This window comes from Nonomuraea maheshkhaliensis (assembly GCF_039529435.1).
Lineage (GTDB): Bacteria > Actinomycetota > Actinomycetes > Streptosporangiales > Streptosporangiaceae > Nonomuraea > Nonomuraea maheshkhaliensis.
The window spans coordinates 1-13,431 of record NZ_BAAAMU010000118.1 but is presented as its reverse complement, the minus strand read 5'-3'; the positions used below and the strand labels follow the sequence as shown (position 1 = coordinate 13,431).

15 protein-coding genes are annotated in these 13,431 nt (G+C 69.4%); 6 read left to right on the top strand and 9 right to left on the bottom strand.

The features are described 5' to 3' along the window. Nucleotides 1-12 precede the first annotated feature (12 nt). Entirely contained in the window at nt 13-666 is a 654-nt protein-coding gene (gene ctaE, locus ABFX54_RS45150) for an aa3-type cytochrome oxidase subunit III (RefSeq protein ID WP_346113166.1), read from the bottom strand. Between the two features lie 178 nt (nt 667-844). Between ctaE and ABFX54_RS45145 the strand changes: the two genes are divergently transcribed. Together ABFX54_RS45145 and trpD are read left to right on the top strand one after the other, a co-directional pair. Continuing rightward, nucleotides 845-1,270 carry a response regulator gene (locus ABFX54_RS45145; RefSeq protein ID WP_326626341.1) on the top strand — a complete coding sequence of 142 codons (426 nt, stop codon included), beginning with the start codon at nt 845-847 and terminating at the stop codon, nt 1,268-1,270. Between the two features lie 6 nt (nt 1,271-1,276). Beyond that, the gene (gene trpD, locus ABFX54_RS45140; RefSeq protein ID WP_346113165.1) at nt 1,277-2,323 is read left to right on the top strand and encodes an anthranilate phosphoribosyltransferase; all 1,047 of its coding nucleotides are present in this window, start codon (nt 1,277-1,279) and stop codon (nt 2,321-2,323) included. A 64-nt stretch (nt 2,324-2,387) separates the two neighbouring features. Here trpD and ABFX54_RS45135 read toward each other — a convergent pair whose 3' ends face one another. From ABFX54_RS45135 to ctaC, 4 genes are all read right to left on the bottom strand, one after another. Further along, nucleotides 2,388-3,599, bottom strand: coding sequence for a L,D-transpeptidase (locus tag ABFX54_RS45135; protein ID WP_346113164.1), 1,212 nt, complete (start codon nt 3,597-3,599; stop codon nt 2,388-2,390). Nucleotides 3,600-3,743: 144 nt separating this feature from the next. Continuing rightward, a complete protein-coding gene (locus ABFX54_RS45130) occupies nt 3,744-4,157 on the bottom strand; it encodes a cytochrome c oxidase subunit 4 (RefSeq protein ID WP_346113163.1) in 414 nt (137 codons plus the stop codon). Then, entirely contained in the window at nt 4,157-5,821 is a 1,665-nt protein-coding gene (ctaD, locus tag ABFX54_RS45125) for an aa3-type cytochrome oxidase subunit I (RefSeq protein WP_428834639.1), read from the bottom strand. The genes ABFX54_RS45130 and ctaD overlap by 1 nt, the downstream gene beginning before the upstream one ends. Then, the gene (gene ctaC, locus ABFX54_RS45120; RefSeq protein WP_428834642.1) at nt 5,818-6,600 is read right to left on the bottom strand and encodes an aa3-type cytochrome oxidase subunit II; all 783 of its coding nucleotides are present in this window, start codon (nt 6,598-6,600) and stop codon (nt 5,818-5,820) included. The genes ctaD and ctaC overlap by 4 nt, the downstream gene beginning before the upstream one ends. Nucleotides 6,601-6,802: 202 nt before the next feature. Here ctaC and ABFX54_RS45115 point away from each other — a divergent pair, with 202 nt between their 5' ends. The 3 genes from ABFX54_RS45115 to ABFX54_RS45105 all read left to right on the top strand — a co-directional run bounded on the left by ABFX54_RS45115 (nt 6,803) and on the right by ABFX54_RS45105 (nt 8,700). Next, nucleotides 6,803-7,945: a cysteine desulfurase family protein gene (locus ABFX54_RS45115; protein WP_428834638.1), complete on the top strand. Its 1,143-nt coding sequence runs from the start codon at nt 6,803-6,805 to the stop codon at nt 7,943-7,945. Further along, entirely contained in the window at nt 7,942-8,187 is a 246-nt protein-coding gene (locus tag ABFX54_RS45110) for a sulfurtransferase TusA family protein (protein WP_132512946.1), read from the top strand. Before ABFX54_RS45115 ends, ABFX54_RS45110 begins: the two co-directional genes overlap by 4 nt. Nucleotides 8,188-8,265: 78 nt before the next feature. Further along, complete coding sequence (locus tag ABFX54_RS45105) at nt 8,266-8,700, top strand: CBS domain-containing protein (protein WP_346113159.1); 435 nt, start codon at nt 8,266-8,268, stop codon at nt 8,698-8,700. A gap of 55 nt (nt 8,701-8,755) precedes the next feature. Here the strand turns inward: ABFX54_RS45105 and ABFX54_RS45100 are convergent, their stop codons facing one another. Together ABFX54_RS45100 and erpA are read right to left on the bottom strand one after the other, a co-directional pair. Next, entirely contained in the window at nt 8,756-9,742 is a 987-nt protein-coding gene (locus tag ABFX54_RS45100) for a carbohydrate kinase family protein (RefSeq protein WP_346113158.1), read from the bottom strand. Nucleotides 9,743-9,849: 107 nt separating this feature from the next. Continuing rightward, the gene (erpA, locus tag ABFX54_RS45095) at nt 9,850-10,203 is read right to left on the bottom strand and encodes an iron-sulfur cluster insertion protein ErpA (protein ID WP_106242686.1); all 354 of its coding nucleotides are present in this window, start codon (nt 10,201-10,203) and stop codon (nt 9,850-9,852) included. Nucleotides 10,204-10,366: 163 nt separating this feature from the next. Here erpA and nadA point away from each other — a divergent pair, with 163 nt between their 5' ends. After that, nucleotides 10,367-11,518 carry a quinolinate synthase NadA gene (nadA, locus tag ABFX54_RS45090; protein ID WP_346113157.1) on the top strand — a complete coding sequence of 384 codons (1,152 nt, stop codon included), beginning with the start codon at nt 10,367-10,369 and terminating at the stop codon, nt 11,516-11,518. Nucleotides 11,519-11,551: 33 nt separating this feature from the next. Here nadA and ABFX54_RS45085 read toward each other — a convergent pair whose 3' ends face one another. After that, entirely contained in the window at nt 11,552-12,157 is a 606-nt protein-coding gene (locus ABFX54_RS45085; protein ID WP_346113155.1) for an SIMPL domain-containing protein, read from the bottom strand. Between the two features lie 54 nt (nt 12,158-12,211). Continuing rightward, a complete protein-coding gene (locus ABFX54_RS45080) occupies nt 12,212-13,078 on the bottom strand; it encodes a hypothetical protein (RefSeq protein ID WP_346113154.1) in 867 nt (288 codons plus the stop codon). Between the last annotated feature and the right edge of the window lie 353 nt (nt 13,079-13,431).

Below are 13,431 nucleotides of genomic sequence, written 5' to 3'. Positions count from 1 at the left end.
AGATCCCGTTCCTTAACGAATGATGTAGATGGTCGCGAAAAGACCGATCCAGACGACGTCGACGAAGTGCCAGTAGTAGGACACGACGATCGCGCTGGTGGCCTGCTCATGCGTGAAGCGCTTCGCGGCGTACGTGCGTCCCAGCATGAACAGGAACGCGATCAGGCCACCGGTCACGTGCAGGCCGTGGAAGCCCGTCGTCAGGTAGAACACCGAGGTGTAAGCGTTAGCGGACAGGGTCGCGCCCTCTGACGCCAGCTCCATGTACTCGTACAGCTGCCCGGCGACGAAGACGGCGCCCATGAGGAAGCTGATGACGTACCAGAAGCGGAGCTTGCCGACCTGCCCCTTCTCTGCGGCCCACACGCCGAGCTGGCACGTCACACTCGACAGAACCAGGATGATCGTGTTGACCGTCGCGAACGGGATGTTCAGGTGAGCTGCCTCAGAGGCGTCGGCACCGGCTTGCAGGAACGCTGGTCCCCACTCGATGCCTCGGCCCTCGCTCACCGACCGGATGGTGAAGTACATCGCGAACAGCGCCGCGAAGAACATGAGCTCAGAGGACAGCCAGACGATCGTACCGACGCTGACCAGGTTCGGTCTCCGGTACGACTGTGCTGTCGTCGTCGAAGTTATTGCGGATGCTGTCGCCACGGGCAGCATTATTGCGGCTCCGGTGGTCGGTCGGTCGCACGACCCCCCGTTAGCAGGTACAAACCGCCTACCAACCTGGGATAATTAGAACAAAACGCCCAGCAGGCATGGTGGCCTGGGTCCGCACCCCTTCGCACCGGTACGATCCAGGTGACCCTACCTCTTCGACTGATAGTGAGCGCGACCGATGTCCACAGGGAGCACCGACGAGAAGATGAAGGTTCTCGTCTACAGCGACGACGCCGCCACCCGGGCCGAGGTGAGCCAGGCCATCGGCAGGCGTCCCGCGGCCGACGTACCGCTCGTGGAGATCGTGGAGTGCGCCACCGAGCCCAAGGTGCACCAGTGGCTGGCCTCCGGCGAGATCGACGTGGCGATCCTCGACGGCGAGACGCAGCCGGCCGGCGGCATGGGTGTCGCCCGCCAGGCCAAGGACGAGGTCTACGACTGCCCGCCCATCTGCCTGATCATCGCCAGGCGCGACGACCGCTGGCTCGCCGAGTGGTCCAAGGCCGACGCCGTGGTGCCGCAGCCGCTGGAGCCGATGGTGCTGGCCGACACGGTGGCCGACCTCATGCGCCGTCGTTCCGCCACCCGACTCAACGCTAAGTAGGTGCCCATGGACTCCCGGACGACCTGGCCCTCCCTGCTGTCCGCTCTCCTGTCAGGAGAGCACCTCACCTCCGACGAGTCGGCCTGGGCGATGCGGGAGATCATGTCCGGCGCCGCCACGCCCTCCCAGATCGCCGGCTTCGTGATCGCGCTGCGCGCCAAGGGCGAGACCGTGGCCGAGGTGGTCGGCCTGGCCCGCACCATGCTCGACCTGGCCACGCCGCTGCGCGTCGAGGGCCCCGTGGTCGACGTGGTCGGCGCGGGCGGCGACCGGGCCCACACCGTCAACGTCTCCACCATGGCCGCCATCGTGGCCGCCGCCGCGGGCGCGCGCGTGGTCAAGCACGGCAACCGGGCCGCCTCGTCCTCCTGCGGCGCCGCCGACGTCCTCGAACACCTGGGCATCAGGCTCGACCTCACGCCCGAGCAGACGGCGCAGGTGGCGAGCCAGGCCGGCATCGCGTTCTGCTTCGCGCCGGTCTACCACCCCGCGCTGCGCTTCGCCGGGCCGACCCGCAAGGAGATCGGCGTCCCCACGGTCTTCAACTTCCTCGGCCCGCTCACCAACCCGGCCCGCCCGTCGGCCCAGGCCATCGGCGTCTACGACGCGGGCATGCTGCCGGTGCTCGCGGGCGTCTTCGCCGAGCGCGGGGTCTCGGCCCTGGTCTTCCGCGGCGACGACGGCCTCGACGAGCTCACCATCGCCGCCACCTCGACGGTCTGGGTGGTCAAGGACGGCACGGCGACGCAGACCACGTTCGACCCCGCGGTGCTCGGCATCCCGCGCGCCGACGTGGGCGCGCTGCGCGGCGGCGACGTGGCCTTCAACGCCCAGGCCGTGCACGACCTCGTCCGCGGCAAGACGGGGCCCGTGCGCGACGCGGTGCTGCTCAACGCGGCGGCGGCCCTGGTGGCGCTCGACGGGCCCGGCGACGACCTCGACTCGGCCATGATCGACGCGTACGCCCGCGCGGTGCGGGCGGTCGACTCCGGCGGCGCGTCCGCCGTGCTGGACCGCTGGATCGAGGCCAGCGGCTCCTTCCGCCCCGCCTAGAGCCACGCCCGAAGGGGGCGGCCGTGCCTCCTATCCTCCGTAGGAGACGCGTCCGCCGGTCCCGTCAGCGGTCGAGCAGGTTGGTGGGGCCGTCCTTCAGCGCGCTCCACTTGAGCCACTGCTTCCAGGTCTCCTGCCAGTGCCCCCATCCGTTGGTGGGCTCCAGCTTCCGCGGCGTCCCCGTGATGATGATCGGATCGCCGATCAGCGTGTTCTTGATGAACCACGCCGCGTTGGCCGGGCTGACGTTCACGCAGCCGTGGCTGACGTTCGAGTTGCCCTGCGACCCGACCGACCAGGGCGCGCTGTGCACGTACTCGCCGCTGTTGGAGATGCGCACGGTGTTGTAGACGGTCAGCCGGTAGTAGCCGGCCGAGCCGGGCCCGATCCCCGGCGAGGTCATCACGGTCACGGGCTCGCGCGACATGGCCAGGTGCACGCCCGAGGTCGTGTGGTACTTCCACTGGCCGCCCTGCCCGGCGCTCATCGGCATGCTGCGGACGCGCTTGCCGTCCCGCCGGACGATCAGCACGTGCTCGTTGGTGCTGCCCTTGGTGATCTGCGAACGGCCGATCTTGAAGTCGAGCTTCACGTCGCGCTTGCCGTACATGCCGGGCCCGCCGCGTACGCCGGCCAGCTTGGCCTCCACCCGCACCTTCGTGTGCGCCGGCCAGTACTTCCGCGGCCGGTAGTCGACGTGCTGGTCGTCGAACCAGTGCCAGGCCCCCTCGACCGGCTTGGAGCTGTGCACGCTGAGGTTGCGCTCGACGGCCACCCGGTCGGTGACGGGCTGGTCGAAGGCGATCATGATGGGCATGCCGACGCCGACCGTCAGGCCGGTGTCGTCCTTGTTCGGGGTGATGGTCGCGATGTCGAACGTCTTGCCGCCCTTGACGGTGGTGAACCCGCTGCGGCTCTCACTCTGCTTGCCCGCGGCGTCGGCGGAGACGGCGGTCACCGTGTACGAGGTGCCGGGCCTGGCGGTGCCGACGCTGCGCCACCGGGTGCCGTCGGCGCTGAGGACGCCCTTGAGCGAGCCCGCCTTGCCCCCGTCCACCCGCACGCTCTTCAGCGTGCCTCCCTGGACCGAGACGACCACGGGCTGGTCCGTGGGCACGTTAGACGTCTTGTCGGCCGGAGAGAACCCCACAGAGGCGCCGGGCGCCTTTCCGGCCATGGCGACCCCCTGGGGGTCCTGCGCCGGGCTCTGCGCCGAGCACGCCGCCAGCAGCGCCAAGGCCAGCAAGCCGGCCGATCCATACGCTCCTCGCCCCACGAGTACTCCCTCGCCCGAGATCGAACCTATCCGCCTCCTTTATTACCCTGAGTAATTGATTAACCACATCCGTACACTGGTAAAGAACACCAAAAAGCGGGCGTCCCTCTCCAAGAGGAAGACGCCCGCTCCAGGTGTGGTGCCTCAGTGCGAGAAGTGGCCCCGGTAGTACTGGAAGACGAACCCGATCATCGCCATGATGATCAGGAAGACGCCGATCAGGAACATCCAGAAGCCGATCACGAACCCGGCGAAGGCGAAGGCCGCCGCCAGGCAGAGGAACAGCGGCCACCAGCTGCTCGGGCTGAAGAAGCCGATCTCGCCCGCGCCGTCGCTGATGTCGGCCTGCTTGTCGTCCTCCGGCTGCGCGCCGATGCGCCGCGCGGTGAACATCAGGTAGTAGCCCACCATGAACGCGAAGCCGACCGAGATGGCCATGGCCGTGGTGCCGACCGGCTCACCGTGGCCCGTCGCCGCCTTGGTCCAGAACCAGTAGGCGATGTCGACGCCGGCGAAGAAGACGCCGCACAGCAGGAAGAGCCAACCCTGGACCTTCATCAGCCCTCGACCTCCTGGGTGGACTTGGCGGACGCGTGCGGGTAGTGCAGGTCGAACGCGGGGCGCTCGGAGCGGATGCGCGGCAGCCTGGTGAAGTTGTGCCGCGGCGGCGGGCAGGAGGTCGCCCATTCGAGCGAGCCGCCGTAGCCCCACGGGTCGTCCACGGTGACCTTGGGCGCGCTGCGCCAGGTCTTCCAGACGTTGTAGAAGAACGGCAGCGTCGAGGCGCCCAGCACGAACGCGCCCACCGACGACAGCAGGTTGAGGTCGGTGAAGCCGTCGGCCGGGCTGTAGTCGGCGTAGCGCCGCGGGAAGCCGGCCATGCCCAGCCAGTGCTGGACCAGGAACGTCGTGTGGAAGCCGATGAACAGCAGCCAGAAGTGCAGCTTGCCGAGCTTGTCGTCGAGCATCTTGCCGGTGAACTTGGGCCACCAGAAGTAGAACCCGGCGAACATCGCGAACACCACGGTGCCGAACACCACGTAGTGGAAGTGGGCGACGACGAAGTAGGTGTCGCTGATGTGGAAGTCGAGCGGCGGCGAGGCCAGGATGACGCCCGTCAGGCCGCCCAGCAGGAACGTGATGAGGAAGCCGACCGAGAAGAGCATCGGCGACTCGAAGCTCAGATGGCCTCGCCACATCGTGCCGATCCAGTTGAAGAACTTCACGCCCGTCGGCACCGCGATGAGGAACGTCATGAACGAGAAGAACGGCAGCAGCACCTGGCCGGTCGGGAACATGTGGTGCGCCCAGACCGTGATGGACAGGCCCGCGATCGAGATCGTCGCACCCACGAGGCTGATGTAACCGAAGATCGGCTTACGGCTGAAGACCGGCAGGATCTCGGTGACGATGCCGAAGAACGGCAGCGCGATGATGTAGACCTCGGGATGGCCGAAGAACCAGAACAGGTGCTGCCAGAGCAGCGCCCCGCCGTTCTCCGAGGTGAAGATCTGGGTGCCCAGTTTGCGGTCGGCCTCCAGCGCGAGCAGGGCGGCGGCCAGCACGGGGAAGGCCATCAGCACGAGCATGCTGGTCAGCAGCACGTTCCAGGTGAAGATCGGCATCCGGAACATGGTCATGCCGGGCGCGCGCATGCAGATGATCGTGGTGATGAAGTTGACCGCGCCGAGGATCGTGCCGAGGCCCGACAGGGCCAGACCCATGATCCACAGGTCGCCGCCGACGCCGGGCGAGTTGATCGCGTTGGACAGCGGCGTGTAGGCGAACCAGCCGAACGAGGCCGCGCCGCCCGGGGTGAAGAAGCCCGAGACGGCGATGAGGCTGCCGAACAGGTAGAGCCAGTAGCTGACCATGTTGAGGCGCGGGAACGCCACGTCGGGGGCGCCGATCTGCAGCGGCATCAGCTCGTTGGCGAAGCCGGCGAACAGCGGCGTCGCGAACATCAGCAGCATGATCGTGCCGTGCATGGTGAACAGCTGGTTGAACTGCTCGTTGCTGGTGAGCTGCAGGCCGGGCTGCGCCAGCTCGGCCCGCATGATCAGCGCCATGACGCCGCCGATCAGGAAGAAGGCGAACGACGTGATCAGGTACATGTGCCCGATGATCTTGTGATCGGTCGAGGACATCCACTTGGCCAGGATCTGGCCCTTGGTGATGGGCCTGACCGGCGCCGTCGTCAGTGGTTCGTGGATGGCGGTCACTGGGCACTCCCCGCCTGCTGGGTCGCGATGTACTGGTTCCACTCCTGCTCGTTCACGAGCTTCACCGAGAAGAGCATCCGGCTGTGGTCGACGCCGCAGAGCTCGGCGCAGCGGCCGGCGAAGACGCCGGTGCGGTCGAGCGTCGTGATCTGGAACTTGCGGCCCGGGTTGTTCTCGGGGATGCCGGGGATGACATCGCGCTTGAACAGGAACTCGGGCACCCAGAACGAGTGGATCACGTCGTCGCTCGACAGGTCGAACTCGACCTTCTTCTTCACCGGCAGGACGAGCTGGGGACCCTGGTGGAAGTCGCTCACCGGCACGCCGGAGACCGGCGCCAGCGTCTTGCCGTCGACGGTCGTGGTGAAGCGCCAGCTCCACTGGTACGCCTCGACCTTGACCTTGACGGGGGCGTCGCCGTCGACCTTGGCCAGCACCTCGCTGTCGCGGGCGGTGAAGAAGAAGAACACCGACACCATGACCAGCGGGATCAAGGTGTAAAGCATCTCGATCGGCAGGTTGTAGCGCACCTGCGGCGGCAGCTCGGCCTTGGCCCTGCGCTTGCGATGGAAGAACGACGCCCACAGGATCAGCACGATGACGACCGCGCCCGTGGCGAGTGCGGCGATCCAGGCCCCGTTCCACAGACTCTGGACCACACCGGCCTCTTCGGTGATGTGGTCGGGAAGAAGGCCGCGAGACCAGTTGGCCTCGGGGACGTCATTAGCACACGCCGTAGCAGTGGCCAGCAGCAACGCCAAAGCGGCGGCTCGTGGCACCCTGCGCCGGGCCAACGAACGCCGCGTCGTACGGCGAGTCGGACTCACGGATCGCCTACCCCACAGATGAAGCCCAAGAGTCTCTCCCTTGGGCGCTCGTATTGCTGTTTTCTGCATCAAGCACAGACTGACAAGCAGACACATTAGCGTGCGGGTGCCCCGCCCCACCTCTCGACCCCTCGATGGCGCCGGAAGTGGGACGATGTATCCCGTGGCGTATTTCGACGCGGCTTCCACCGAGCCGCTCCACCCCCAGGCGCGCGAGGCGCTGCTGGCGGCGATCGACGCCGGCTGGGCCGACCCGGCGAGACTCTACGGGGCGGCCCGCCGCGCTCACCTGCTGCTGGAACAGGCCCGCACGGAGGTGGCCGAGGCACTCGGCGCGCGCCCTGACGAGGTGTCGTTCACCGCGTCGGGCACGCAGGCCGTGCATCTCGGCGTGCTCGGCACCCTACACGGAAGACGCAGGACCGGACGCCGCCTGGTGACGAGCGCCGTCGAGCACTCCAGCGTGCTGCACGCGGGCCAGGCGCACGAGCGCGAGGGCGGCACGGTCGAGACGGTGGGCGTCGACCTGAGCGGGCGGGTGGACCTGGCGCGCTCGGCCGCGGCGGTCGCCGCGCCGGGCACGGCGCTGGCCTGCCTGCAGACGGCCAACCACGAGGTCGGCACCACCCAGCCGGTGGCCGAGGCGGCCGAGGCCTGCCGCGAGCACGGCGTTCCGCTGCTGGTGGACGCGGCGCAGACGGCGGGCCGGATGCCGATCCCGCCCGGCTGGTCGGTGCTGGCGGCCAGCGCCCACAAGTGGGGCGGCCCGGCCGGGGTGGGCGTGCTGGCGGTGCGGAAGGGCACGCGTTTCCGCTCGTTCCTGCCCGAGGACGAGCGCGAGCGGCGGCGGGTGCCGGGCTTCGAGAACGTGCCCGCCGTCGTCGCGGCGGCGGCCGCCCTGCGCGCGGTGCGCGCCGAGGCGGAGGAGGAGCAGGCGCGGCTGTCCGCGCTCGTCGACCGGATCAGGGCCAGGGTCGGGGAGACCGTCCCCGACGTGGAGGTCATCGGCGACCCCGTCGGCCGGGCCCCGCACATCGTCACCTTCTCGTGCCTGTACGTCGACGGCGAGGCGCTCCTGACCGAGCTCGACAAGGCGGGTTTCGCCGTATCGTCAGGAAGTTCGTGCACCGCTAGTACGCTTCGTCCATCGCACGTCCTTGAGGCCATGGGCGTGCTGACGCATGGCAATGTCCGGGTGTCGCTGCCCAGGGGCACCGGCGCGGACGAGGTCGACGCCTTCCTCGCCGCGCTGCCCGACCTGGTGCGCCGGATCCGGCAGGACGCAGGAGTCGCATGACCGAGGTTACCCAGCCGGCTTTGACGATCGACGCGCTCGGCAAGAAGTGCCCCATCCCGATCATCATGCTCGCCGAGCAGATCAACCACGTTCCGCTCAACGCCGTGGTGGCCGTGCTGGCCGACGATCCCGCGGCCTACACGGACGTGCCGGCGTGGTGCAGGCTGAAGTCGCATCGGCATGTGGGGTCGTACGAGCTGCCGGAGGGCGGCTGGGCGATCCACGTGCGCCGCAACTACTGAAAGGCCCGCCGGCCGGTTCAGGCCCGCACAGCGGGTAGGGCCTCCCCTGAGGAGTCATCGACAACCCGGGGGGAAGTCATGATCAGCGGAAATCCGCGCGAGACCGCCCGCGACGTCATGAGCGCGGGCGCGGAGTGCATCGCGGCACACGAGACCCTGGACCGGGCGGCGCAGATGATGCGCGAGAAGGACGTGGGCGCGCTGCCCGTCTGCGGTCCTGACGACCGCGTCACCGGCATCATCACCGATCGCGACATCGTGCTGAAGTGTGTCGCGGCCGGTCACGACCCGTCCCGCGTGGCGGCGGGCGAGCTGGCCGTCGGGCTGGTCTGGGTGCCGTCGGACGCGACCGTGCAGGAGGCGCTGGCCCGCATGGAGGAGCACCGGATCAAGCGCCTGCCGGTGATGGAGAACGGCCGCATCGTCGGCATGATCACCGAGGCGGACCTGGCCAGGCACCTGCCCGACGGCGAACTCGCCGAGTTCGTGCACCGGGTCTACGCCATGCGCTGAAACGCCGTCCGGGCCGTCCCACGCACGTGGGGCGGCCCGTCTCATGTTCTCCGGCTCAGGGGTGGTAGCAGCGGACGTGGGGGGCGATCTCCGCCGCGGCCTCCGCACCGTACGCGGCGCCGAACCGCTCCAGGAAGGCCTTCTGGCCGAGCTCGTACTCCTGCCCGCCCACGCGCTCCAGCACGTGGGTGGCGGTCAGGTTGCCGATCTGCCCGCAGCGCTCCAGCGGCAGGCCCCAGGCCACGCCGGCCAGGAACCCGGCGCGGAAGGCGTCGCCGACGCCGGTGGGGTCGGCCTTGCCGCGCTCGGGGGCGGGGGCGACCTGGATGGACGGCTCGCCCTGGCGGTCGATGACGGCGCCCTTGGGGCCGAGCGTGGTGATCCGGACGCCGACCCGGCCGAGGATCTCCTCGTGGGACCAGCCGGTCTTCTGCTCGATGAGCCCCTTCTCGTAGTCGTTGCCGAACAGGTAGGCGGCGCCGTCGACGAGCTGGCGGATCTGCTCGTCCTCCATGCGGGCCAGCTGCTGGGAGATGTCGGCGGCGAACGGGATGCCGCGCTGGCGGCACTCGTCGGAGTGACGCAGCATGGCGTCGGGGTCGTTGGGACTGATCAGGACCAGGTCGAGGCCGCCCAGGCGGTCGGCCACGGGCTGCAGCTCGATGAGCCGCGCCTCGGCCATGGCGCCGGTGTAGAACGAGGCGATCTGGTTGTGGTTCTCGTCCGTGGTGCACAGGAAGCGGGCGGTGTGCTGGGTCTCCGAGACGTGCACGGAGCCGCACTCGACGCCATGGCGCTCCAGCCACGAGCGGTAGTCGGCGAAGTCGTTGCCGACGGCCCCCACGAGGACCGGCCTGAGGCCGAGACAGGCCATTCCGAACGCGATGTTCGCGGCGCAGCCGCCACGGCGGATCTGGAGGTCATCGACCAGGAAAGAGAGCGACACCCGATCGAGTTGCTCGGCGATGAGCTGGTCGCCGAAGCTCCCAGGGAAGGTCATCAGGTGATCTGTCGCGATGGAGCCGGTTACGGCGATGCGCACGGGATTCTTCTTCCTCGTTGTCAGCAGGCCAATGAGCCCCACGAGGATACGCGAAGGTCCCGCGCGCACAAAGGCGAGCGGGACCTGCGGGCCGTGGGCGACGCGTTCTAGTTGAACGAGTCACCACAGGCGCACGAGCCCGTGGCGTTGGGGTTGTCGATCGTGAAGCCCTGCTTCTCGATCGTGTCGACGAAGTCGATCGAGGCGCCCATCAGGTAGGGGGCGCTCATCCGGTCGGTGACCACGCTGACGCCACCGAAGTCCGACACGACGTCACCGTCCATCGAACGGTCGTCGAAGAAGAGCTGGTAGCGCAGGCCGGAGCAACCTCCCGGCTGCACGGCGACCCGCAGCTGCAGACCTTCCTCGCCCTGCTGTTCGAGCAGGTTCTTGACCTTGGCGGCGGCCGCGTCAGTCAGGATCAGGCCCTGTGCCGTGGTCTCGCTGCTCTCAACCGTCATCTGCTGACTCCCTAACCCGGCTGTCTGTTTTCGACGTCCTGCTAATGACGCTACCAACACCTGGGCGATGCCACACATTCCCGGGGCCCCCTCCCCCGGAATGACCACATTTATCCGTGTGCCATGATGGGTATCGTCAGAACGACGATAAGGGGGTAAGGCCATGGCCACCCAGACTGGACTGCCGCTCTTCGTACTCGGCCGGGGCGCCGATCCGCACAGCGAGAAGGGGGTCGACTGTCCTGGCGAGCTGCCACCGGCCTCCGATCCCGGCCTGGTCGAACGGGCCCGCAAGGCCAAGGAGGCGCTCGGCGACCGCCTGTTCGTGCTCGGTCATCACTACCAGCGTGACGAGGTCATCCAGTTCGCCGACGTGACGGGTGACTCGTTCAAGCTGGCCCAGCAGGCGGCGGCGCGGCCCGAGGCCGAGTTCATCGTCTTCTGCGGCGTGCACTTCATGGCCGAGTCGGCCGACATCCTGACGGGCGCGGGCCAGAAGGTGGTCCTGCCCGACCTGGCGGCCGGTTGCTCGATGGCCGACATGGCCACGTTCGACCAGGTCGAGGAGTGCTGGGAGGCACTGGAGGACGCCGGGCTGGCCGATCAGGTGGTGCCGGTCACGTACATGAACTCCAGCGCCGACATCAAGGCGTTCTGCGGCAGGAACGGCGGCGCCGTGTGCACCTCCTCCAACGCCCGCCGCGCGCTCGACTGGGCGTTCTCGCGGGGCGAGAAGGTGCTGTTCCTGCCCGACCAGCACCTCGGCCGCAACACCGCGGTGCTGGAGATGGGCATGTCCCTGGAGGACTGCGTGGTGTGGAACCCGCACCGCCCCAACGGCGGCCTGACCAGGGAGCAGCTTGAGCGGGCCAGGATGATCCTGTGGCGGGGCCACTGCTCGGTGCACGGCCGCTTCACCGCCGAGTCGGTGGACGACGTGCGCGCCCGCATCCCCGGCGTCAACGTGCTCGTGCACCCCGAGTGCCGGCACGAGGTGGTGCTCAAGGCCGACCACGTGGGCTCGACCGAGCACATCATCAAGACGCTGGAGGCGGCGCCCTCGGGTTCGAGCTGGGCCATCGGCACGGAGCTCAACCTGGTCAAGCGGCTGGCGCAGACGTTCCCCGACAAGGACATCTCGTTCCTCGACCGGACCGTCTGCTACTGCTCCACCATGAACCGGATCGATCTGCCGCACCTGGTGTGGGCGCTGGAGTCGCTGGTGCTGGGCGAGATCGTCAACCAGATCACGGTGGACGCGGACACCACCCACTGGGCCAAGGTCGCCCTGGACCGCATGCTGGCCCTTCCCTAGGGCGCGTGAGGCACCGGGCCGGCTGAGCTCGGCTCAGGCGAAGTCGTAGCCGAGGCGTACCGTGACGGTGAGCGACTGGCGGCCCGGGCTGATCGAGGCTTCCGAGTCGGCCGCGAGGTTCGCGGCCATGCGTGCCATCGGCCGCGGCGGCGCGGAGAAGTCCTCGCTCACCTCCGTCACCCGGCCCAGCGGGCGCCCGGCCAGCTCGGCGTACTGCGCCGCCTTGGCCGCGGCGTCCCGAAACGCCCGTACCCGCGCCTCGGCCAGCGCCGCGGCCGGGTCGGAGCGTTCGAAGGCCACGCCGTTGAGCCTGGCCTCCTCCCCCACGCCCGCCACGGTGTCGATGACGTGATCGGCCCTGCTCAGGTCGCGCACGACGACCTCGACGCCCTGGACCGCCCGGTAGGCGGCCACCTCCGGGTAGTTGGCGTATTCGGGCCCCAGCGACAGCTCCACCGTGGTCACGTCGTCGGCGGCGATGCCCTCGCGTCTGAGTGCCTCGGCCAGCCGGGCGGCGGCGGCCCGCACTGCGGCGAACGCCTCGGCGGCGGAGGTCCTGCGCACCTCGACGCCCGCGTGCAGGCGCAGGATGTCGGGCGCGGCCAGGACCGAGCCCTGGCCGATCACGGTGATGTCCACGAGGCCCAGCCCCTTCGCATGGGTTCCACCCCGATCCTAGGACGCCCCCGGGAGCTACGCGGGCACGCGGACGAAGCGGAATCCCATCTTGTCGAACTCGGCCTTCTCCGCCGCCGTCGCCAGCACCCGCGAGACCTGGCCCTTCAGGTCGATGACGACCGCCTCGTAGCCCCCGCCCTTGGTCCGCCACGCCGCCAGGTGCTCGTCGTCCCACCAGCCGATGAGGCGGACGGCGGCGAACGGGATCGTCACCGCGCCCGCCCCGCCACCAGCGTCCGTGTCGCCGCCGGAGGTGGAGCGGGCGCACAGCGTGGTGGCGTCCCTCGTGCAGTGGGCCAGGAAGCGGGTGCCGGTCGGCGAGACGTCGTCGCCCTCCACCCACACCGGCGCGCCCACGTTCGTCAGCGTGCGCAGGAGCCTGCCGTTGAGGTCGTAGAACGTCATCCGGTCGCCCACCCACGTGCCCACCGCCTGGCCGCCGGCGTCCCAGAAGAAGCGCCACTTGCCCGCGCCCTCCTCCTTGATCTCGAACACGCGGCCCTTGTCGTGGGCGACGTCGATGATGCCGTAGCCGTACTCGACCGTGTCGTCCTGCGTGCCCTTGAAGAGGGTGACCAGGCCGTACCTGCCGTCGGGCGACCAGCGCGGCGTGGTGGGGAAGACCGGCCTGGGGCTGAGCCTGACCAGGCGTTTGCCGCCGGTGGCGTGGTCGACGATCGAGACGGTGGCGAAGCCGTCGGTGGTGTAGTCGGCGTCGGTGGCCAGCGCGCGGCCGGTCCTGGGGTCGAGGGCGTACTCGAAGTAGCGGCTGTCGGCGGTGAACGTGCCGGTGGCGGGCTGCCTGACGTAGAGGCGCTTGCCGCTGTCGAGGGTGTAGGAGACGAGCTCGATGGGGTCGCCGGCGCGCTCCTCGACCCGCACCGACGTGCCCGGCAGGGAGATCGAACGGGCGGCGGGGCGCGTCGTGGCGGGGCCTGTCGTGGGCGGTGTGGCGGGGGCGGAGGGGGGGGGGGGCGGAGGTGGCGACGGGGGGGGCCGATGAGGTGGGCGCCGCGCCGCCACCGCCGGAACCCTCGGAGAGGCGGACGGCGACCAGCGCTGTGGCCGTGACCAGGGTGAGCGCCCCCGCCACAGCCGCTGTGACCACCCATCCGGTACGCCGGCGCCGGGTCGGCCACGTGGGCGGACCGGGACGCGGCGGTGGCTGCGCGGCGCCTGACCGCGGCGGACTCGGGCGCGGCGGACTCGGGCGCGGCTGAGGGCCCGGCACGTGC